Origin of the sequence: Parasphingorhabdus sp. (assembly GCF_039982395.1) — a bacterium.
Lineage (GTDB): Bacteria > Pseudomonadota > Alphaproteobacteria > Sphingomonadales > Sphingomonadaceae > Parasphingorhabdus.
Genome location: NZ_JBDWYO010000006.1, coordinates 535,036 through 556,674 on the forward strand (window position 1 = coordinate 535,036; position 21,639 = coordinate 556,674).

14 protein-coding genes are annotated in these 21,639 nt (G+C 53.4%); 3 read left to right on the plus strand and 11 right to left on the minus strand.

Annotated features, from left to right (window positions below):
• Positions 1 to 28 precede the first annotated feature (28 nt).
• Genes addA through ABJV08_RS12800 form a run of 6 tightly spaced genes read right to left on the minus strand, consistent with a single transcriptional unit; the run spans position 29 to position 10,964 of the window.
• Positions 29 to 3,481: a double-strand break repair helicase AddA gene (gene addA, locus ABJV08_RS12775; protein WP_348037771.1), complete on the minus strand. Its 3,453-nt coding sequence runs from the start codon at positions 3,479 to 3,481 to the stop codon at positions 29 to 31.
• Complete coding sequence (gene addB / locus ABJV08_RS12780; protein WP_348037769.1) at positions 3,474 to 6,473, minus strand: double-strand break repair protein AddB; 3,000 nt, start codon at positions 6,471 to 6,473, stop codon at positions 3,474 to 3,476. The genes addA and addB overlap by 8 nt, the downstream gene beginning before the upstream one ends.
• Complete coding sequence (locus tag ABJV08_RS12785; RefSeq protein WP_348037767.1) at positions 6,466 to 7,182, minus strand: nucleotidyltransferase family protein; 717 nt, start codon at positions 7,180 to 7,182, stop codon at positions 6,466 to 6,468. The genes addB and ABJV08_RS12785 overlap by 8 nt, the downstream gene beginning before the upstream one ends.
• Entirely contained in the window at positions 7,179 to 8,165 is a 987-nt protein-coding gene (locus tag ABJV08_RS12790; RefSeq protein ID WP_348038210.1) for a phosphotransferase, read from the minus strand. Before ABJV08_RS12790 ends, ABJV08_RS12785 begins: the two co-directional genes overlap by 4 nt.
• Entirely contained in the window at positions 8,162 to 8,608 is a 447-nt protein-coding gene (gene tsaE / locus ABJV08_RS12795) for a tRNA (adenosine(37)-N6)-threonylcarbamoyltransferase complex ATPase subunit type 1 TsaE (RefSeq protein WP_348037765.1), read from the minus strand. The genes ABJV08_RS12790 and tsaE overlap by 4 nt, the downstream gene beginning before the upstream one ends.
• 4 nt (positions 8,609 to 8,612) lie before the next feature.
• A complete protein-coding gene (locus ABJV08_RS12800) occupies positions 8,613 to 10,964 on the minus strand; it encodes an ATP-binding protein (protein ID WP_348037763.1) in 2,352 nt (783 codons plus the stop codon).
• Between the two features lie 113 nt (positions 10,965 to 11,077).
• On the opposite strand from ABJV08_RS12800, the gene moaB reads away from it, so the two are divergent.
• Together moaB and ABJV08_RS12810 are read left to right on the plus strand one after the other, a co-directional pair.
• The gene (moaB, locus tag ABJV08_RS12805; protein WP_348037761.1) at positions 11,078 to 11,605 is read left to right on the plus strand and encodes a molybdenum cofactor biosynthesis protein B; all 528 of its coding nucleotides are present in this window, start codon (positions 11,078 to 11,080) and stop codon (positions 11,603 to 11,605) included.
• 48 nt (positions 11,606 to 11,653) lie between these two features.
• Complete coding sequence (locus ABJV08_RS12810; RefSeq protein WP_348037759.1) at positions 11,654 to 12,751, plus strand: PA0069 family radical SAM protein; 1,098 nt, start codon at positions 11,654 to 11,656, stop codon at positions 12,749 to 12,751.
• Here ABJV08_RS12810 and ABJV08_RS12815 read toward each other — a convergent pair.
• From ABJV08_RS12815 to ABJV08_RS12835, 5 genes are all read right to left on the minus strand, one after another.
• Positions 12,748 to 14,355 carry a long-chain fatty acid--CoA ligase gene (locus tag ABJV08_RS12815; protein ID WP_348037757.1) on the minus strand — a complete coding sequence of 536 codons (1,608 nt, stop codon included), beginning with the start codon at positions 14,353 to 14,355 and terminating at the stop codon, positions 12,748 to 12,750. The genes ABJV08_RS12810 and ABJV08_RS12815 overlap by 4 nt on opposite strands.
• Before the next feature lie 50 nt (positions 14,356 to 14,405).
• On the minus strand, positions 14,406 to 17,909 hold the full coding sequence (dnaE, locus tag ABJV08_RS12820; RefSeq protein WP_348037755.1) for a DNA polymerase III subunit alpha: 3,504 nt from the start codon (positions 17,907 to 17,909) through the stop codon (positions 14,406 to 14,408).
• A 168-nt stretch (positions 17,910 to 18,077) separates the two neighbouring features.
• Entirely contained in the window at positions 18,078 to 18,551 is a 474-nt protein-coding gene (locus ABJV08_RS12825) for a glutathione peroxidase (protein ID WP_348037753.1), read from the minus strand.
• Positions 18,552 to 18,649: 98 nt separating this feature from the next.
• Complete coding sequence (locus ABJV08_RS12830) at positions 18,650 to 19,324, minus strand: ABC transporter ATP-binding protein (protein WP_348038208.1); 675 nt, start codon at positions 19,322 to 19,324, stop codon at positions 18,650 to 18,652.
• A 4-nt stretch (positions 19,325 to 19,328) separates the two neighbouring features.
• Positions 19,329 to 20,579 carry a lipoprotein-releasing ABC transporter permease subunit gene (locus ABJV08_RS12835; protein ID WP_348037751.1) on the minus strand — a complete coding sequence of 417 codons (1,251 nt, stop codon included), beginning with the start codon at positions 20,577 to 20,579 and terminating at the stop codon, positions 19,329 to 19,331.
• A gap of 508 nt (positions 20,580 to 21,087) precedes the next feature.
• Between ABJV08_RS12835 and ABJV08_RS12840 the strand changes: the two genes are divergently transcribed.
• Positions 21,088 to 21,567, plus strand: coding sequence for an Hsp20 family protein (locus ABJV08_RS12840; protein ID WP_348039857.1), 480 nt, complete (start codon positions 21,088 to 21,090; stop codon positions 21,565 to 21,567).
• Positions 21,568 to 21,639 lie beyond the last annotated feature (72 nt).

Below are 21,639 nucleotides of genomic sequence, written 5' to 3' on the forward strand. Positions count from 1 at the left end.
CGCTCAAGCGTGGTACCGGAAAGGATTTTCATGCCGGCTCAAAGCCCGGCTTGTGTCGTTCGACCAGATCCGCTGAAATTTCGAGCATTTTCGGGCCATGTGAATAGAGAAGCCCTGCCCGGCTCGGACGATCCGGGAATATCTTTTCTAGCGCGGCGACATAGGCTGCCATCTGTCGCAAATAGGCTACCGGAGCTTGTTCTGCATTGTCCGGCACCTGACGACCGGTTTTGAAATCCACCACATAGATATGATCATCGGTAATCAGCAGCCGATCCACGGTACCCGAAATAACATGTTCGCCGACAACTGCGGCAATGGGGGCCTCGGCCAAGCTCTCCGGTGCGAACAACGAAGCCCATTGCGGTGTATCCATCACTGACAGGGCCGTTTCGATAATTTCAGCTCGACGGCCGGGATCACAAATCTGTTTTTGTTTTGAGAGCCATCTGTCGGCAACGTCCGACCGGCGATCTGGTTCAATATCCGGCAAACGCTGAAACAGGCTGTGCAGCAATATTCCGCGCTCTGCTGCATCGCGCATCGTCAAATTGGGTGGAGGATTGCTGGCCTCATCCAGACCGAGATGCGAGGGCGTTAAGGGCCGCGGTGGTCGCGATTCTTCCGGTGCGGGCCGGAACAGCCAATCCGGCGAAGATACCGGTTCTTGATCTCCATCGATGGGCGTTGCGCGAGCGGGCGGCGCGGCGGGCTTGTTTTTATTCTCAATCCGATATTCCTGAACCGCTTTCCAGTCCGGGTCTTCACGCCAATCACAACCCATCGCCATCAGGCCACGTTCAATGGCCCCGAACCAGCTTAACTCTGGCACTTCACCACGAGCCTTCGGTCCCAATATACCGGCAACGACGAGATGTTCTTCTGCCCGGGTCATTGCGACATAAAGCAGCCGCCAATGTTCTTCCATCGCGATTTTATCGGCGTGAGCCGCATGTTCCGCCAATATTCCCACGCGTTCCGACTTGCGAACCGGCACGACGGGATATTCCAACTCCAGGTGAGACCCTTCCCCTAGTTTTATCGCAAAACCACCGCTTTTCTTGCTCGCGGGATCAAAGGTGGCATTGGCCAGAATAACCAAAGGCGCCTGCAGTCCTTTGGCACCATGAACCGTCATCAAGCGCACTTCATTGCCGCCTTCGACCTGCTCTCGCTTAATTTCGACATCGCCCCGATCGAACCAGTCCAAAAACCCTTGCAAGGTCGGGATGTGATCCCGTTCAAAAGCCAAAGCCGTCGCCAACAGTTCATCCAACGGGTCTACCGCCGCATGGCTGAGACGAGCGAGCAATTTGCGCCTCCCCTGCATCGGGCCAGACAGCATCGTCTCCAGAAACTGATAGGGCGTATTGAAATCCGCCATGCCAAGCAGTTCCAATAGCGGTTTGATTTGATCAGCCAGCGCTCTCCGCCCGCGCAAAAATTCCCAGAGGCTCTTCTCCGCATGCTCGCCGCCTCGATAGCCGTTGGCCAGCAGATCTTCCTGAGTCCAACCGAGCAAGGGCGATACCAGCAGGCCAGCAAGATTGAGGTCATCATTGGGCTGCAGCACAAAGCGGATGGCCGCCAGCAGATCCTGCACGACCAGAGGTTGATTCAACCGGATGCGATCGATGCCGGCAACCGGAACATTTTCAGCAAATAAGCGTGCAACAATGAGCGCACTCAATTCATCCCGCTTGCTCACCAAGATCAAAATATCCTTGGGTTCCAGCGGCCTGTTTTCTCGATCCAGCCAGAGCGGCTTTTCAGGAGACAGCCATTGTTTGATCTGCAGGGCCAATTGTTGAGCAAACGCCCGCTTTTCTTCGCTAGCCCATGATTCCTCATCCTCTGATTCGGCATCGCTAACGCTAGAAACCGGCTTCCAGAGCGCCACGCTACCGCTCGCATCCAGGTAATTGCTCCGATGCTCCGGAATAGGTTGATCAAGGCCCAATTGTTCATGGCTAAGCTGGTCGAGCGTAGCGTCGACCACATTTAAGATCGGCGGTGTGGACCGGAAACTGCGATCCAGCGACAGGTCACCAAATGGTTGCTCCGATGCATCTGCCAAACCAAAAAACTCGGTTCTGGCGTTGGAATAATTGTGCGGGCTGGTTCCCTGGAAACCGAATATGGCCTGTTTAAAGTCACCCACGGTGAACAAGGTCCGGTGTCGATCCGGATCAGCCCCGATGCCCGCAAAAAACTCACCAGCCAGAGCGCGCACTATATCCCATTGCGCAAGGTTGGTATCCTGGGCTTCATCGATCAAAATATGATCCGTGCGCTGATCCAGCTTATACCGGATCCAGGCCGCCATATCGCTTTTCTGCAACAGGCTAGCCGTCATCCGGATCATGTCGTCAAAATCGACGACACCATTTAGTTTTTTCGCGGCTGCATAGCGGTGGTAGAATGCCCGGCCCGCGTCCAGCGCACCAGCGAACAAGTCGGCATAATCGAACAATGCCTTGGTTTCGAGAAGGCCGTTGCTCCAATCAAACAAGGAACCAGCCACGAAATCATAGTCCGGCAAGGCCTTTAGCAGTCCTTTGGTTGCCGCGGGCGGTGCACCGGTGGTCTTCGTCGCCCAGCCCAAGTGAACATCCGACAGTGCAGCGGCTCGCTCTTTAGGCGTTAGAGTCAACCACAAGCGAATTTTCAGCTGGCGTTCACGCTCTTTCTTACCGCCAAATTCCGCCATCGCATCGCGCATCACTTCCATGGATCGGCGGTCAATCGCGCTATCCTCACAGCGTTCCATCAGCCATGTTTCAGCATCGCCATCGATCGGAAGACCGAGCAATTGACGGGCAAAGGGCAAAACCCCGGTCGCCAGATTTTCCATGGCATCGGCTTTCGATGCGCAGGCCATTAAAAATAGCTCTGTGGCCTCCTCGCCCATGCGGACGCTGAGCTGTTGGATCGCATCAATGATAGACTTGCGGCCTGACTGTTCTTCTTCGAGCAGCAAATCACCCAAGGCCTCGCGCGCCAAGATTTTCTGGTCACGCGCCTCGATTGGTTTGAACAAAGAGGCAATGCCAGCCTCTTCGGGGAAAGACGCGAGCAAGGATTGGCAGAAGCTGTGGATGGTCATGATCCGCAAGCCACCGCCCTGTGCATCCAGAACGCGGGCAAATAACGTGCGTGCTCGGTCTCTTACCGCTGGCTTGGTCGAGGCCCCGATCGCAGCAAGATCACTGCCCAGCTTGGCATCGTCCATCCGAACCCAAGCCGCCAATTGACGATTGATCCTTTCCGCCATTTCGGCGGCACCCGCCTTGGTGAAGGTCAGGCAAAGGATATGCTCGGGATCTACATTTTCCGATAGCAGAAGGCGGAACACCCGTGCCGTGAGAACCTGCGTTTTCCCAGTACCCGCCGAAGCGCTTAGCCAGACATTGCTCTCTGGCTCGACGGCATCAATCTGCCGATCCTTGAGCGGAAAGATTTTCGGTTTGTCGCTACTCATCGCAGTCCGTTTCCATTGGCGCGCGTCCGTACCATTCTTCAAGCCGCATCAATTGATCATAATCTGCATAGACCGCATATTCAGGATGCAGCTTGGCGGTCATGGGTTCCGAACCCAATATATAGTGATCAGCGGCTTCATTGAAACGCGCCACGGCATGATCAACCATCGCATCCGCCGCGACGAGATTGTCTCCGCGTCCCTGGGTTGGGGAACGGACATAACCAAAATTATCCGTTCCACCTTTCTTGGCCAGAGACCAATATTCAAAACCAACCGCCTGACCCGTAATATCCTTGAACCCGCCGACTTCCGCAATTGCCGCGAGCAGGCCGAGTTGAAGGTTATAACCTTCGACAACCGCCTTGTTGGTTGGGGCACCACCGGTTTTATAGTCGACAATGGCCAGCCCCCCGTCCGGCATCCGGTCGATGCGATCCGCAATTCCCGACAGTTGAACACCGGCAATTTCAGCCTTCCCATATATTTCCGACGCAAGCGGTTCACGTTCCGATTGACGATCAGTTGCCAATCGATCGGCAACCCATGTGAGTCCTTCCAGCAGGCGGGGTGCCCAAAGGCTTCGCATCAGCGGGTGCAGATTGGGATCATTAAGAAAGGCTTGCGCCCTTAACTTCAATGCTTCGGGCCTATAATCATCCTGTTTCGCCCATTGTTCCAGAATGTCATGAATGATTGTTCCTCGCCAAGCGGCGCTCGGATCGGCATCGATCATATCAAGCGAGGAGAAACCCATGATTTTGTTCGCATAAAATGCATAAGGGTCCGCGATCAACCGATCGACCTGCGTTACAGAGATAGGGATATGCCGCTGATCAGCGCTCGGCATGGGAGCCGGGCGAACATATGGCACAACAGCTGCTATCGGCCGGTCAATGGCGGACATCCATGCTCGCGCTTCGCGAAGTTCCTTTAGATTGTCGCCGCACATGCCCTTCAGACGAAGCAGGAAGCGCGACGCAATAGCTGGCCCTGAATCGTCCCGCCGGGCACGGGACAGAACGACTTTCCTGGCACCCATTGCACCGACTAGATCATGGGCGGACAAACCTATTTGTCGTTCTTGGGCAGGCAAGCCAAGCGATCGACGGATCATGGGCGCAAGCCAAGGGTCGGGCGTGATCGCTTGCGGCCAACTGCCCTCGTTGAGGCCACAGCAGATCACCAGTTCAGATTGCTGCAAACGCGCTTCCAACAAACCGTAGAGCGCGATCCGGGGGTGGCCGCCATAGGCCGGTCGCACTGAGGTTTCAGACATTAGAATCTCAAAATATCCTGCCAGTTCATTCGCAGCGATACGGATCGGGCCCATTTCCGCGCGGACTTGTAACTTCGTCAACAGTTCGGCCAATTCTCGCCCCGCCGGACCTGACCAGATTGCGCCATCCGTCAATGTCTCCGCCAGCTGCCGCAAATGATCGAGCAGGTGCGGCCAATTCAGCTTAGCCGTGAAGAGGCTCTCCATCGGCTCGAACATCGTGCGTGTGGATGTCCACCAAGGAGCAATGGCTTCGCGCAACTTCTTGGTTCGACGATTTTCGGCCTTCAGCAGGGCATCAATTCCAGCGATGCCAGGGGCCGGGCGCGGTCCGCGCAATAACAAATCAAGTTTCCGCACCTTATCAAGCCAAGCCAATCTCCCTTCACCTCGCTGAACCAATGGATGTTTCAGCAAAGCGAGAAATTCAGCAGGAGGAAATCCGTCCGCAACTGCGGTTAGCAAATTCAAAAAGAAGACACCTTCCGGTAACTTCGCCAGCGGTTGTCCGGCCGTGTCATCGACCTGAATATCCCATCGCTTCAAATGGGCCGAAACACGGGTTGCCAGTGACCGGTCCGGCGTAACAATAGCCACTCTTTGCCCCGGATCTTCCAATGCTTCACGCGCAAGAAGCGCGATAATTTGGGCTTCTTCGGCACTGTTGCGCGCCTCGACAGTTTGCACGCCCGCGAGACTGCGTTCATTATTTTCGAGATTTTGCCATCGGACGGTCAACTTGGGAATCGCGAAAGCGTTGCTCAGCGCACGACTCCGCTGGGCCGCAGCGCCGCTCTCGCCGGTGCGGGGCCAGCGCAATATTTCACCGCGCGCAATCGACATTCGATCGAGCAGCAATTTCATGTGATATTGCGGATGGGTTTCCTGGGCCCGCAAAGCATGGCCCGTATCTGGGTTCGGCTGGAACGGACCGAGCAAGTCCCATTCCCCATCCGGCATGATCAAATCCAGGTCCGGCAAGACCACAAGCCCCGAAGGCATGAAAGCAATGGTTTCCAACAATCGGGCAACAGCCGGAGCGGATGTGGTGATGCCAGCGGCCACTACAAAATGATCGGGCGGCGCCTTTTGCCAAGTTCCTGCTATATGATCGAACAGAGCATTGCGGCGCACCGCCTGATCAACGCGCTCCCATTGCTGCAGTTTGAGCCGCCACTTGTCCGCTATGATCAGAAAGAACCGATAGGAATCCTGCCAGTGACTGGAGAGGTCCAGACTCTCCGGTTCGGTTTTCTGAAGGTCAGAAAGCGAAATTTCTTCGACGTTTAACTGATCCAGCGTCCGCGCGAATTCACGCGCCAGCCGCAACGCATCCTTGGCCAAGATGCTATCCTTGCGCAGTCCGACTTCATTCTGGATCAGTTGCGCCAGCGTGAGCACGCGATCCATGGGATCGACAGCTGGCGAAATATCAAGCGCCAAATCTCCTGAATCAAGCGCGACACCAATCGCTTCATCGAGATCCAGATCTCCAATAACCGCCATCTGCGGCAGCAAGAGACCATCTTCGCTGAGCCGGACAAAGGCTTCCTGCAGCGCTCTTTGCGCACGATTATTGGGTAAGAGGATAAGACCCCGCGCCAACCCGAACGCATCCTTGGCAAAGCGGTCGATTAATCCTTGTGCAAGCGCATCTGCAAAGCCGCCATGTGCGGCGATATTATAGACTGATGGTTGGGGGCGATCAGACACTCGCCAACGCAGCTTCTGTCGGCGCTATCGCTCCTGGCGATCCGACTTCAAACCATTGCCCTTCGTGCATAAGACCAAATAAACGGCCTTCGCCAATAGCGCGTTCCCAGAAAATATTGGTAGAAAATGGACCAGAGGGTGCATCCCGCAACAGGCGTTTAGATATCAGTTGAATGCCGGAATAGATCAACGGTGCTTGTCGACCGGGAAGCCTGCGCGAAATGCGGTTCTGGTCATCAAGATGAAAATCACCGGCACCCTGATAATTATGTGCCGCGTCTTTGGGAACCAGCAAGAGCAACGCATCCATCTGCTCCTCATGCCATGCTTGCACCAGCCGTTGGAGACTGTTTGTCGGACCATCGGTCCAAAGATTATCGCTGTTGATGCACAAAAAATTTGCCTGCTCGATAAGCGGCTGTGCCTGCACCAATCCTCCGCCGGTTTCCATAAGCTGTTTGCGTTCATCGGATATCTGGAATTCGATCGGATATTCCGAAGCAGCCAGGTGCGCTTCCATCGCGTCAGCAAGATAATGCACATTGACCACAGCCTTTTGAATTCCCGCTTCGACCAGTTTTTCCAGGCAATGGTCAATCATTGCCTTGCCGCCCACTTCAACCAGGGGCTTTGGCCGCGATTCCGTCAGCGGCCGCATACGCGTCCCCAAACCGGCCGCCATGATCATCGCCGCATCGACCTTGGTCATTTGCGGTCTTCCGATACCCGCACTGGCCGATTTCGAACATCAGTAGGAATATTCTGATCAAACCATTTGCTTATCGGTTCAAGCGCGGGGTGGCTCAGGTCTTTTTCAAGCAAGCCCCACATTCTGGGCAAGAAATCGAGATATCGCTGTTTTCCGTCCCGCATACAAAGACGCGTAAAAATACCGATGATCTTAGTGTTTCTCTGCGCGCCCAATATAGCATAATGGCTGCGAAACTCTTCTGCCGCAGCGGCGCTGCTATCCGCCAGATAATAAGCCAGCATTTTCGCTTCAAGCGCGTCGGACACATCGCGCCGGGCATCCTGCAGCATAGACACGAGATCATAAGCCGGGTGGCCGCTCAGAGCATCTTGAAAATCCAGCAAGCCAAGCCGACCGTCTTCAAGCAGCATGATATTCTCGGCATGATAATCGCGCATGACCGTAACCGGCGGGTTTTGTGCCGCGATTACGGGCTGTAGAATCTGTCGCCAAGTCGCTTCAAAACTCTCGGCTTCAACATCCAGTTCTTGCGCTGGGCAATACCATTCGGTCAGCAGATTCACTTCGCGCATATATTGCGCTTCATCATAGACGGGCAGCGAAGCGGCTGGTGATCGATGCAATTCCCGGAGCAGATCGACAACTTGTTGATAGATGGCGTCTTCATCCTCCGGACTCGCATCCAGATGTTCCCGCATTCTATGGTCACCAAAATCCTCTATGAGAACCAAACCGTTGGTCAGGTCGCGAGCAAATATGTCAGGCGCAGAAAATCCCGATTTTTTTAGATATTCGGCAATTGCTATAAACGGTTTGGGATCCTCATGCGGCGGAGGAGCATCCATTAAAATCGCGCGACGATCGCCATCCTGGGCACGAAAATAGCGCCGGAAAGACGCATCTCCTGCAACCGGCAATAGCTCTGCGTCGCCCCACCCATATTGTTTTAAAAAATCTGCCGCTGCTGCTGGCGGTTTCATGTCTGTGGCCATCGATCTTTCCAAGCGTCCCCGGTGCTCCAAGTCAACCGACGATTGCCTTCTTCTGTTATTTCCAATGTAATTTTGAGCGCATCATTCCAGAAAATATCGGGCAACCTGTCTGGCCATTCAACGATCATTGCACCGACGGCGATCGTGTCCTCAAGGCCGAGTTCCTGAATTTCCTCCGGGTCTTCAATCCTATACAAATCGACATGGGCGATAGGCATGATTGTTTCGGGCGGTTCATATTGCTGAACAATTGCAAAAGTAGGGCTTGGCACTTCCTCGTCAAAGCCCAGTCCCTCCAATATGCCGCGCGCCAGGGTCGTTTTTCCGGCTCCCAACGTTCCAGTTAAAGCTATCTTATCCCCGATACGCAGCATTGCGGCAAGCTCACGTCCGACCTTCAGCGTTTCCTGCTCGTCTTCTAGAACCCGCATTTCCTTATTGCCGTGGCAAGTTGAAGGTCACCAACGTGCCCTGGTCGGGTTCCGATGTCAGGGTCAGATCCCCACCATGGGCCCGCACCAATTGACGTGCCAATGGAAGTCCCAGACCTCCTGCTTTCACGTTTGACTTTTGATCTCGTGAACGCGCGAAACTGTCAAATGCCTTGGATTGCTGTCCAGCCGTCATCCCCGGGCCATTGTCAGAAATATGGATCAGGGCCTGTTTCACATCTCCTGATCCATGAACAAAGACGCGTCCTCCTTTTTCGGTATATTTGATCGCATTGTCCACGACTTGCGAGATCGCTTGAGTGAGACGTTTTTTGTCAGCCATTGCCGACCCAAGTTTTTCGTCTAACTGCAGCTCAACCTCTATATCCTTGGCTTTTGCTTCTTCGGCAAAATAGCCTGCGATGTCGTCGATCAATTTGTTCAGATTGACCTTTTCCTTGGCGATCGGCAATGCGCCTGCTTCACTCTGGCTCAGGTCGAGCACATTTTCAATCTGTGTGCCCAGCCGTTTGACGGACTGCAGGATCGCGCGCACATATTCATGCCCCTGATCCGTCAATGGTCCGGCAATCCCTTGATCCAAAAGCTCGGCAAATCCGCCAATGGACGTGAGCGGCGTACGGAATTCGTAGCTCATGTTCGACAAGAAGCTGCCCTTGATCGAATCAGCTTCAACCAGCGCTTCATTGCGTTCACGCAGCGCCTGTTCGATCCGATAACTATCCGAAATGTCTAACATCGTGAACAGTGCATTACCATCGGGCAACGGAATGGCGGCAAATTCAAAACGCCGGCCATCCGCAAAGTTAAGGCGCCCACCTCTCTGTTGACGCTCGGCTGTTGCGCTCCGGACCATTTCACGCACTTCTGAAATGCGGGCCTGCTGTTTCAATTGCCGGGCCATTTTCTGCATCAACGCATCGACCCGGGGATGCTTGCCAAGCTCCTCTTCGTCCAGACCCCAGTTTTTGGCAAACTGGTGATTCCAGATATTCAATTTTCCATCGGCCGCAAAAACGGCGAGAGATTCAAACAAATTGTCAAATGTTGCGGTTCTGACCCGCAGCAGCGTATCGCGTGCACTCGCCAATTGGACCTGTTCGGTCCGATCCTCAAAAATAACCAGCAGCCCGCCGTCAGGGGTCGGATTGGCCAGCACTCTTAGATGGGTTCCATCGGCCAACAGCCAATTCTCTTCACGCGCTTTGGTGGCCTGGAACCAGCCGGTACGTTCTTCGCGCCACTCCGGGAAATCGCGGACTTCTGGAATACGGTTCATCTCCCGCATCCTGTCGAGAACACGAGGAAACTCCGGTCGTTCTGCGATCCACTGTTGGCGCATAGAGAAGATACGCTGGAACGGCAGGTTACAGAATTTTAGCGACTTATCGGGATCAAACTGGGCAACACCAGCAGATATTCTATCCAGCATGTCTCTCTGAGATTCACCGAAACGGCGCTGTTCGCGCCGTGCATCGTCCAATTCCTGAATATCAATCGCATAGCCGGCGATTCCGGATTTCCCGAGCGGCACATCGACCACTTGTGTCATGCGGCGTTCGCCACCAATGGTTGTCGCTACTACCCGTTCCGACGGTTCGCCTTTTTCCTTCGCCCGCATAGCCGCATCAACAGGACTGAACCCGTCAATAGTTTCGACCAATTCAACGCCATCGGCAATGACTTGCGCGCCATCTTTCGCGTCAACTGCGGCAACATAAGCGCTGTTCACCAATGTCAAACGCATGTCCGATGATCTGTGCCACATCGGAACCGGGGCCGCCTCGATCAAGGCGGATAGAGCATCAAATGCTGCACGCGCCCCTTCATTTTCATCGCGCAACTTTTCGATTTGCCCTTCGCTGTCGGTCGCATCGAAAACCCATAGAAGCGCGCTGCCATTGGGCGCAATTTTCTGATCCGCAAGCCCGCCCCGGATCAACAGAGCCTTATCAGAACCGGCCACCTTGATCGCACGGACGAAGCTATTCCCTGTTTTTTGAGCGAGATTGACATCCTGCATCAGGGCCTCGAGGTCTTCCCTGCTCAAACCACGAGCGTTTTCGTGCAATTCCGAAATATGGGCAGGCAAATGTTCGAAGCCAAGCCAGTGCATTAACCGCTGCGACGCTTCCAATTTCCCGTCGGATCGCACGAGCAGCGGCAAAGCCGGAGACGTTTCTAGCAGGCGGCCAAGTCTTCCGGATTGCCGTAAGGTTGCATCGGCCTTGCTTTTCATGGCCAGGCCAGTCCAAACCGCCCATGCAGCAGCCCCCAGCCAAGCGGCTAGGATTAGGCCCAAAATTACGGCAGTGAGGTCCGGAACATGCGTCATGAACGTTTCGATTAGACGGATAGTGAACGGACGAAAACCCCCTATTCTTTATGACTTGGAAAAGCGGCCCAGACTAAGCTATTCCCGACAATGATTATAAGCGGAGAGCAGCAATGCCGATAGACGAAAGCCGAATCTTCAAACCCATCAATATCGCGCTGTTGACCGTGTCTGACACAAGGACAATGAAAGAAGATACATCTGGTGCCATTCTTGCGGAACGGATCGAAACCAAAGGTCATTCTTTGATTTATCGGACCTTATTGCGCGATGATTTATCCGCTCTGGCCACTCAACTGCAGCAGTGGATTGATGACGAACAGGTCGATGTCATAATCACGACTGGCGGAACCGGCCTGACCGGGCGGGATATTACTCCAGAGGCCCTTGATGCCGTCAAAGAGAAGGATATCCCGGGGTTCGGCGAACTGTTCCGTTATTTGAGTATGGCAAATATCGGAACGTCCACCGTGCAGTCTCGCGCCTGTGCGGTCGTTGCAGGCGGAACATATATTTTTGCGCTCCCTGGCTCCAATGGCGCCGTTAAAGATGGTTGGGATGGTATTTTGGACACCCAATTGGATAGCCGGCACCGTCCCTGCAATTTTGTAGAGCTGATTCCGCGCCTGCTAGAAAAATAGCGTCCCAATCTATTTGTTCTTTTTTTGTTCTCATTCTATAAAGAGCAAATGGAACGCAAAAACCCACTCACCCATCTCTCTCAAAAGGGCAGAGGTTCGCCATCAAACGCGCCCCCGCAACGTTTCAATTTGCAAGATCGCGAGGTTGATGCGGACTGGCTTGATGAAAGAGAGCAGATCGGAGACAGCCCCGTCAAACTGACGACAGACGTTACCGTTGAGCTCCCCAAATCCATCATCAATTATAACAAATCACCCGATTTGCCCTTCGACCGCTCGATCAACGCCTATCGTGGATGCGAGCATGGATGCGTCTATTGCTATGCCCGACCAACCCACGCCTATCATGACCTGTCACCGGGACTCGATTTTGAAAGCAAGCTGTTTGCAAAACCAAATGCTGCAGAGCTATTGCGCAAGACATTTGCCAAACCGAACTATCAACCAGCAACCCTGGCCATCGGCACCAACACCGATCCCTATCAACCCATTGAGAAACGCTGCAGGATTACGCGACGAATATTGGAGGTGATGCTGGAGACCCTGCATCCGGTGGTGATTACCACCAAATCAAATCGTGTCGTCGAGGATATCGATTTGCTGGCACAATTGGCGGAACGAACGCTGACTGCAGTGGCTATTTCCATCACCAGCCTTGATCCAAAGACCGCGCGATTGCTGGAACCCAGAGCCCCTGCTCCCGCTCGGCGTTTGAAGGCGGTAAAGACATTGAGCACGGCCGGCATCTATGTCCACGTCAACATCGCTCCTGTTGTTCCCGGCATAACCGATCATGAAATAGAAGCGATCGCCGCCGCAGCGGCGGAATGCGGCGCAAAAAGCATATCTTTCATCGCCATGCGCTTGCCCCACGAGGTCGCCCCCCTATTCGAAGAATGGCTTGAAGCCCATTATCCCGATCGCAAATCAAAGGTGATGAGCATTGTCAGACAGATGCGCGGTGGAAAACGGAATGATCCGACCTTCCACAACCGGATGCGCGGTCAAGGACCATGGGCAGACCTGATTCGCTCCCGAATAGCCATTGCGTCACGCAAAGCAGGCTTGCAAAAAGCCAAGATCAAACTCAGGACCGATCTATTCCAGCGCCCGGTGATCAAAGGCAGCCAGATGGAGTTGTTTTAGGCGTCCGCCAAGCTTTTCAGCTTATAGTCTTTATATTCCTCTCGCAGCGAACGCTTCAGAATTTTCCCGGTCGCCGTATGCGGCAATTCTTCAACAAATTTCACTTCATCTGGTAGCCACCATTTCGCGACTTTATCGCCCAGATAGGCAATCATATCTGCTTCTGAAACGTCGCTGTCCGGTTTGCGGACAACCAACAGCAAAGGCCGTTCGTCCCATTTTGGATGATAGACGCCAACCGCCGCGGCTTCGGCAACGCCGGGGCAACCGACAGCTGCATTTTCCAATTCAATCGAGCTGATCCATTCACCGCCAGACTTGATGACGTCTTTCGCGCGATCGGTTATCTGCATCGTGCCATCCGGATGCAAAACCGCTACATCGCCAGTATCGAACCAGCCATCATCTTCAACGGCATCCTCATCCGCACGATAATAGCGCTTAATGATCCATGGCCCTCGAATTTCGAGTGTGCCGCTGGTTGTGCCGTCGCGTGGTGCGACATTACCGTCTTCATCGATGACACGCAATTCCACGCCGAATGGCGGCCTGCCCTGCTTGCAAATCACGTCGACCTGCTCGTCAAAGCTCAGCTCATCCCAATTGGCGGGAAGCGAACCAGCCGTTCCAATGGGTGACGTCTCGGTCATGCCCCAGGCATGAGCCACCCGGATGCCATTTTTCATCAGCCGCTCGATCATCGACCGCGGACAAGCCGAGCCCCCGATTACCACAACGCCCAGTTTCCCGTAGTCGCCCCCATTGCTGTCCATATCCGCAAACATCGACAACCAAACCGTCGGCACCCCGGCGCTGTGAGTCACGCCTTCTTCGCGGATCAACTTCCACAAAACTGACGCTTCGTTGCTCGCGGAAAAGACCATTTTTGCGCCAACCGTGGCACATGCAAAGGGCAACCCCCAAGCATTGGCATGGAACATCGGAACAACCGGCAGCATGACCGAACGGGTCGCCAGGTCCATCACATCGGGTTGCACCTCTGTGATGGCATGAATCACATTCGAACGATGCTCATAGAGCACGCCTTTCGGATTACCGGTTGTGCCGCTGGTATAGCAAAGGCCGCACGGATCATTCTCGTCAACATCGACCCAATCGAACTTTCCGTCTTCCGCGTCCAACAATTCGCGAAAGGTTGGGTAGTCGCTGCTTTCCCCGTCAAACTGGATATAATGTTCGACCGTCTTGAGCTGTGGCTTGAGCATCTCGATGATTGGCGCAAACATTTTGTCAAACAACAGCACACGATCTTCGGCATGGTTGATGACGTAGACAAGCTGCTCTTCGAACAACCGTGGATTAACGGTATGGAGAACGCCACCAATGCCGGCAGAGCCATACCAGCTGATCAAATGATGCGCATGATTCATCGCGATTGTGGCGACCCGATCACCCTTTTTCATACCGAGACGTTGCAAAACCTGCGAGAATTTACGCGATTCAAGTCCGATCTCGGCCCAATTGCTGCGCGTCACATTTCCATCCGCCCAATAGCTCACGATCTCGCGAGCGCCGTGTTCCCTAGCGGCATGATCAATCAGATTGGTTATTTTGAGCGAACTCGCTTGCATTGCACCGGCCATATTATCTCTCCAAACACGTTATATTTGGGAGGTTTCTGATATGTTTGGTGTTAGCTGACAAGCCTTAATTTGGGTTTGGCAACCCGCATCGCCCGAGCCGGACCCAAGCGGACAGCAGCTAGGCCTTTGACCCGCTCCAGCATCTCCACTGTTTCAGCATCGAGACGAAAGGACCGTCCAAGGCAAACGCGCACCGATTCATCGTCAGGACCGGCCATGATCGCTACCAATTCGCTCTGACCACCGACCAAAGGTGCGACCAATTTGGTAAGTTCATGCAAGCCGGCGATATCAAGCACTTCCAGCTCCATGCGGGTACGGGTGGTTTTTTCTAGACCGTCCAGCGCTTGAACCCGACGAATGGCCACGCGCGGACTTTCATCATCCGATTTTTGATCCAATTCAACGTTGAGCAGCGCACATCGCCCCTGATCAGCCAATTCTCCGAGTATTTTGCATTGATCCTCTTCAAAGCAGCTGGCGGAAAACTGACCGCTGCTGTCGGAAAGGTCGGCGAGCGCAAAGCGTTTTCCTCTGCGACTATCCCGCCAGCGCACTTTTTCGACCAAAGCAGCCATGACACCGGGTTTCCGCACCCCTTCGCCAATCGGACCTTCGCTGCACAAGGCAGCATGGGTAAGCGCCCCGAGCGATGCCGTCACAGCCTGGAATTGTGAGACCGGGTGGGCGGAGAAATAGAAGCCAAAAGCATCCCGTTCATGGACCATGATTTCATTGAGCGACCAGTGGCTATTTTCCGGTAACCTAATGGCCTGCATTTCGCCGCCAGCGCTGCCTTCGCCAAAGAGGCCACCCTGCCCGCTTTCGCGGGCATCCGCGGCGCTGTTGGCGACCGATAAAACCATATCAGCACCATCATATATCGCAGCGCGATTGGGTTCCAACGCATCAAAACCGCCGGCTGATGCGAGGCTTTCAAGTTGACGCTTGTTCAAACCATGGGGGTCAATGCGATTGGCAAAATCTTCGATAGACGAAAACGGCCCTTTTTCAGCGCGCTCTGTCACCACTGCTTGCATCGCCTTTTCGCCGACGTTCTTCAGACCCGCCAGAGCATATCGAACAGCGAGCAAAGCGCCTGGCTGCTCCTCCACTGAGAAATTTGGACGACTTTTGTTAACATCGGGCTGCAAGACATCCACAGACAATCGTTTCATATCATCCACAAAAATACTGAGCTTATCCGACTGATGCATATCAAAGCACATCGAGGCGGCATAAAATTCGTGCGGATAATGCGCTTTCAGCCATGCCGTTTGATAGGCCAGCAGCGCGTATGCGGCAGCGTGGCTTTTGTTAAAACCATAGCCGGCAAATTTATCAATCAAGTCGAACAGCTCATTGGCCTGTTCGCTGTTCAGGTCATTTTCAGCGGCACCTGTAACGAACCTTTTCCGCTGGGTGTCCATTTCAGCCTGAATTTTCTTACCCATGGCCCGTCGCAACAGATCTGCTTCACCTAGCGAATAGCCGGCGATGATCTGTGCGGCCTGCATCACCTGTTCCTGATAAACAAAAATCCCATAGGTTTCCTTCAAAATATCCTGAAGCAACGGATGGGGATAAGCGATTTCGGCGCGGCCGTTTTTACGATCACCGAACAGCGGGATATTGTCCATCGGGCCCGGTCGATAGAGTGACACGAGCGCGATAATATCCCCGAAATTGGTTGGTTTTACGGCCGCCAGCGTTCGCCGCATGCCTTCTGATTCCAGCTGGAACACGCCCACGGTATCGCCGCGTTGGAGCAGTTCAAAAACCTTCTCGTCTTCCCAGCTCAAACCATCGAGGTCGACGTCAATATTGCGCTCGGACAGAAGTTCGACCGCCTTTTTCAACACCGATAGTGTTTTCAGCCCCAGAAAGTCGAATTTCACCAGGCCCGCTTTTTCGACAAATTTCATATCGAACTGGGTCACGGGCAAATCAGAGCGCGGATCTCGATAGAGCGGCACCAGTTGATCAAGCGGTCGATCGCCGATCACAACACCGGCAGCATGGGTCGAACTATGCCGCGGCAAGCCTTCGAGCTTCATTGCCAGATCGAACAAGCGCCTTACATCCGTCTGTTTATATTCCTGAGCCAGCTCTGTAATGCCGTTGAGCGAGCGCTTCAAATCCCATGGATCTGTCGGATGATTGGGCACCAATTTGGTCAACCGGTCGACTTGGCCATAAGGCATTTGCAGCACGCGGCCGACGTCGCGGAGCACGGCGCGCGCCTTCAGTTTCCCGAAGGTGATAATCTGAGCTACCTGCCGGTCGCCATATTTTTCCTGAACATAGCGAATGACTTCGCCGCGCCGGGTTTCACAAAAATCGATATCGAAATCCGGCATCGAGACACGTTCCGGATTGAGGAAACGTTCAAACAGCAAGCCGAGCTTGATGGGATCAAGGTCGGTAATCGTCAGCGCCCAGGCAACAACCGAACCAGCGCCAGATCCACGACCCGGCCCGACCGGAATATCCTGTTCTTTCGCCCATTTGATAAAGTCGGCAACAATCAGGAAATAGCCTGGAAAGCCCATATTGACGATAACATCCAGTTCGAAGTCCAGTCGATCGAAATAGACTTTCCGTTCTTCCGCATCGGTCATGTCAACGACCGCCAGACGCATTTCCAGGCCAGCCAGGGAATCTCGTTTTAACTGCTCAATTTCTCCCGACAAATCACCAGCCAAACTGGGCAAAATCGGATCTCGTTTGGGAGGAGAAAAGGCACATCTTTGCGCAACAACAAGTGTATTTTGGAGCGCTTCTGGAATGTCAGAGAACAGCTCTTCCATGACCAATGCGCTTTTCATCCACAAATGTTCGGATGGTTTTTCGCGGTCGTCATTTTCAACATAGGCCGATTGCGCGATACATTTCATCGCATCATGCGCTTCATGGAAATCGGGTTCCGAAAAACAGCTTGGATTGGTGGCTACCATCGGAATGTTACGATCTATAGCGAGCTTGATCAGGCCGGTTTCCGATGCCATTTCGATCGGGTCTTCGCGCCGGGAAAGCTCTATATAAAGCCGGTCCGGAAAATATTCCTGCAACAGGGACAGATAAGCCTCTGCTTCCGACTGCTGCTCTTCCGCAATCAATCGCGCCAAGGCACCTTCGCCACCGCCCGTTAATGCAATCAGACCCGCGCTATGCCTCCCCAGCATCGCCATTCCGACATGCGCATCCAGTTCGCTTGGTCGATCGAGATGAGATGCGGACACCAATTTGCATAGATTTTCATAGCCCTCGGCATCTTGAGCATAGACCGCAATCCAATCGAGGGCTGGCTTGTCCGATTCTTCGCTGCCCGGCCGCGCTATTTTCAGGAGACAACCTGTAACGGGCTGCACGCCCTTTGCCCGACACCCGTCATCAAAAGCCATCGAAGCGAATAGGCCAATGCGATCACAAAGCGCAACGGCTGGAAAACCACGCTCTTTCGCTGCGGCGCCCACGGCAGCAGGTTCCATCGCGCCATCCAGGATCGTGTAGGCGGAGAAAGTGCGAAGATGGACAAAAGGAATCTGGGCCATGGAGTCAGGTTAGCGGCACAATATCATCTTGCATATACTGCCGACCATTTGTCCACAGCATATGCAGTGGATCTTTGCTCTCGGTCGGATTTCCAGCGCTGTTCCGGCCCCCTCATTCCGCCAATTCGATTATAATAGGCCGCATGGGATGGCGAGGGAAAGCGTGCCCTACAGCAGCGTTTCGATTTCACTCTTGAGCTGTTCCGGCTTGACCGCCGGCCCAAAACGGCCCGCCACGTTGCCTTCCCGGTCGACGAGAAATTTGGTGAAATTCCATTTGATCCGCGACCCCAGAAGTCCTGACTTTTCGGACTTCAGATATTTCCACAATGGATCGGCATCATCGCCATTTACATCAATCTTGCCCATCAATGGGAAACTAACATCATAGTTTAACGTGCAGAAATTCTTGATTTCTTCCGCATTGCCAGGCTCTTGCTTGCCAAATTGGTTGCAAGGAAAGGCTAATATTTCGAGGCCCTTGTCTTTATATTCCTGATGTAGCTTTTCGAGGCCTTCATATTGCGGTGTGAATCCACATTTGGATGCAGTGTTAACAACCAACAGCACTTTGCCTTTGTGGCTGGACAAATCCTGTAGAGAACCGTCTGCTTGTTTCACCTGAAATTCAGTAACCGTCATATGCGCCCCGCATTGTTTGTTTTATATATCTGGCCTGACCCTCAGTTTGATACTCGCACCCGAAAAGTCAAAGCCATTCTTGCTACAAATTGAAAAGACTAGGTTAATATACCATCGTGAAGCCGGACAACCCTATCCATCTTGGCAGCAAGCCGCTCGTTATGCGTCGCGATCAATGCGGCACTCCCCTCCTGCCGCACCAAACCGATAAATTCCCCAAGAACTAGATCAGCTGTCGCCTCGTCAAGATTGCCGGTCGGCTCATCAGCCAGCACTAGCTTCGGCGCATTGGCTAGCGCGCGCGCTACTGCAACCCGCTGTTGTTCGCCACCTGATAGCTTGCTGGGCTTGTGATCTAATCTTTGTCCCAGTCCGAGGCTTTGCAATAAATTTGCAGCTCTTTCTTCTGCTGCAAGCTGGGATACGCCCGAGATCAGCTGTGGCATCACCACATTTTCGACCGCGGAAAAATCGGGTAACAAATGATGGAACTGATAAACGAAACCGAGCAAATCGCGCCTGATCCGCGTGTGCCCGCTCGCTGGCAATTGTGCGGTTTCTTCACCGTTTAACTTGATTGATCCTTCAAACCCGCCTTCAAGCAAGCCTACAGCCTGCAACAATGTGGACTTTCCCGAGCCCGAAGGGCCGACCAGCGCAACAATTTCATTTGCGTTAATGTCAAGATTTACGCCGCGGAGCACCTCGATCTCGATGTCTCCCTGGACAAACGTCCTCCGGACATTGCGCAACTCAACCGTTTTCTCTGCCATAAAATCACTCATAGCGAAGCACCTGAACTGGATCCGTGCTGGCCGCTTTATAGGCAGGATAGAGCGTAGCAAGAAAACTAAACAACAAAGCCAGTCCGGCAATGCCGACCACTTCCATTGGATCTGTGCGGGCCGGCAATTCGGTGAGAAAGCGGATAGACGGATCCCACAGATTTTGTCCGGTGATGACCTGGACAAAATTGATGACATTTTGACGGAAATAAATCGCAATCAGGCCAAGGACGATACCCGCGGCTATCCCAAGCGTACCAATGGACGTTCCGACGGTGACGAAAATGCGCAAGAGAGACGCGCGCGACGCGCCCATCGTGCGCAAGATCGCTATGTCCCGGGTTTTGGCTCTTACGAGCATGATCAGCGACGATAAAATATTGAACACCGCAACCAGAATGATGATCGACAGAATCACAAACATCACCACGCGCTCGACCTGCAGTGTTTCAAAAAGGGAAGCGTTCATCGTCTGCCAGTCGGTAATCACACCCCGGTCTGCCACTTTCGGAATCAATGGCGCAATAATGTCGCCGACATTGTCGGCATCATTGGTTTTTATCTCGATCATTCCGATCTGGTCGCCCAACAAAAGCAAAGTCTGTGCATCTTCCATCGGCATGATGACAAAAGCCTTGTCATAATCATAGACACCGACCTCAAAGATCGCCGCCACCTCATAGGCAATCTCTCGCGGAACCGTGCCAAAAGGCGTGGAGCGCCCCTGCGGGTTGATCACGGTGATCCGGCTCCCCACTTGTGCGCCCAGCGTCATCGCCAGACGGCTTCCGATGCCCACTCGGCCAGACCCGGGTTCAAGACGGGACAGATCACCGGAGATGGTTTTTCCATCGAGCGTTTCATTGTTCAGAATATCGGGAACCAGCATCCCACGAACCAACACAGCCTCGACCCGCCCATTGAACGTGGTCAGCAAAGGTTGTTCGATCAAGGGAGAGGCGGAAACAACGCCCTCAGTCTGTCGAGTATCCTCAAGCAAATCGCGCCAAGCCGGTAACCGGCCGCCATATCCCTGGATAACAGCATGACCATTGAGGCCAACGATCTTGTCGAATAGTTCCGCGCGAAATCCGTTCATAACGCTCATCACCACGATGAGGGCAGCAACGCCCAGCATGACCGCAACGAGGCTGATGCTGGCAACGAGGAAAATAAACCCTTCCCCTTTGCCGGGCAATAAATAGCGTTTTGCGATGACCCATTCATAACGGGATAGGAGCATGACGTGCGGAAACTTCCTTGGATTGGGTTTCCCTGCCTTTACGGTTGCTGGTCGGGGCAAGCAAGTGCCATGGTGGTTAATGTGCTGTTGCCGATATGACACAAGCGACGATCAATCTTACAAAACTCCCAAATTGTTCATGACAAATTTATGTCAGTCGATCAGATACGATTACAGAATCAAACTTCTCGATTAACGGGTCATGGTTCAGGGATCCTTTCCGGTTCCGCTAATTGTTGGGGGACAAGCGGCGTTGAATAGGACAGGAAAACAGGGGGCGGATTAATTCGTCACCATTTTCGCCCGGGTGCTCTTTAGCATCCGGGCGTTTTTTTTGACCAGCGAGATTACGATTACGGCAGCAAAGCCCGCATTTTCTCGCTCTTGAAATAAAGCGATTCGATCATATCTCTGTTGGAGTGGAATGCCATTTGGGTTTCACGTTAACGTACCGGATGCCGCATTTGCGGGTCCAAATTTACATTGCTCAATATCAGAGGATATAGATATGAATCGTTTTGACTTTACCCCCTATCGCCGCTCAACCGTTGGATTTGACAGGTTGTTCGACCTTCTTGAAAATAACGCTCGCGCGCAGCAATCCGAGAATTATCCGCCGTTTAACATCGAACGTAACGGTGAAGACCATTACCGGATCACGCTCGCTGTCGCAGGATTCAAGAATGAAGAAATTGAAATTACCGCCCAGCAAAATATGCTGCTCGTCACCGGCAATAAAGATGCCGATGAGGCCGAAGGCAAACAGTTCCTTCATATGGGCATAGCGAACCGCAACTTTGAACGCCGCTTTGAACTCGCCGACTTCGTGCGGGTGGACAATGCCGCCCTGGCGGACGGCCTTCTCATCATTGATTTGGTGCGCGAAATCCCCGAAGCGATGCGGCCGCGCACAATCCCGATAAACAAAACCGATAATGTTGCAAAAATCACCCAAGAACAGGATAAGAAAGAAGACAAAGCAGCTTAAGCTGAACCCACTTTCCCAAACAAAGAAAAAGGCAGCCAGAGCGATCTGGCTGCCTTTTTTTCGTCAGCGATA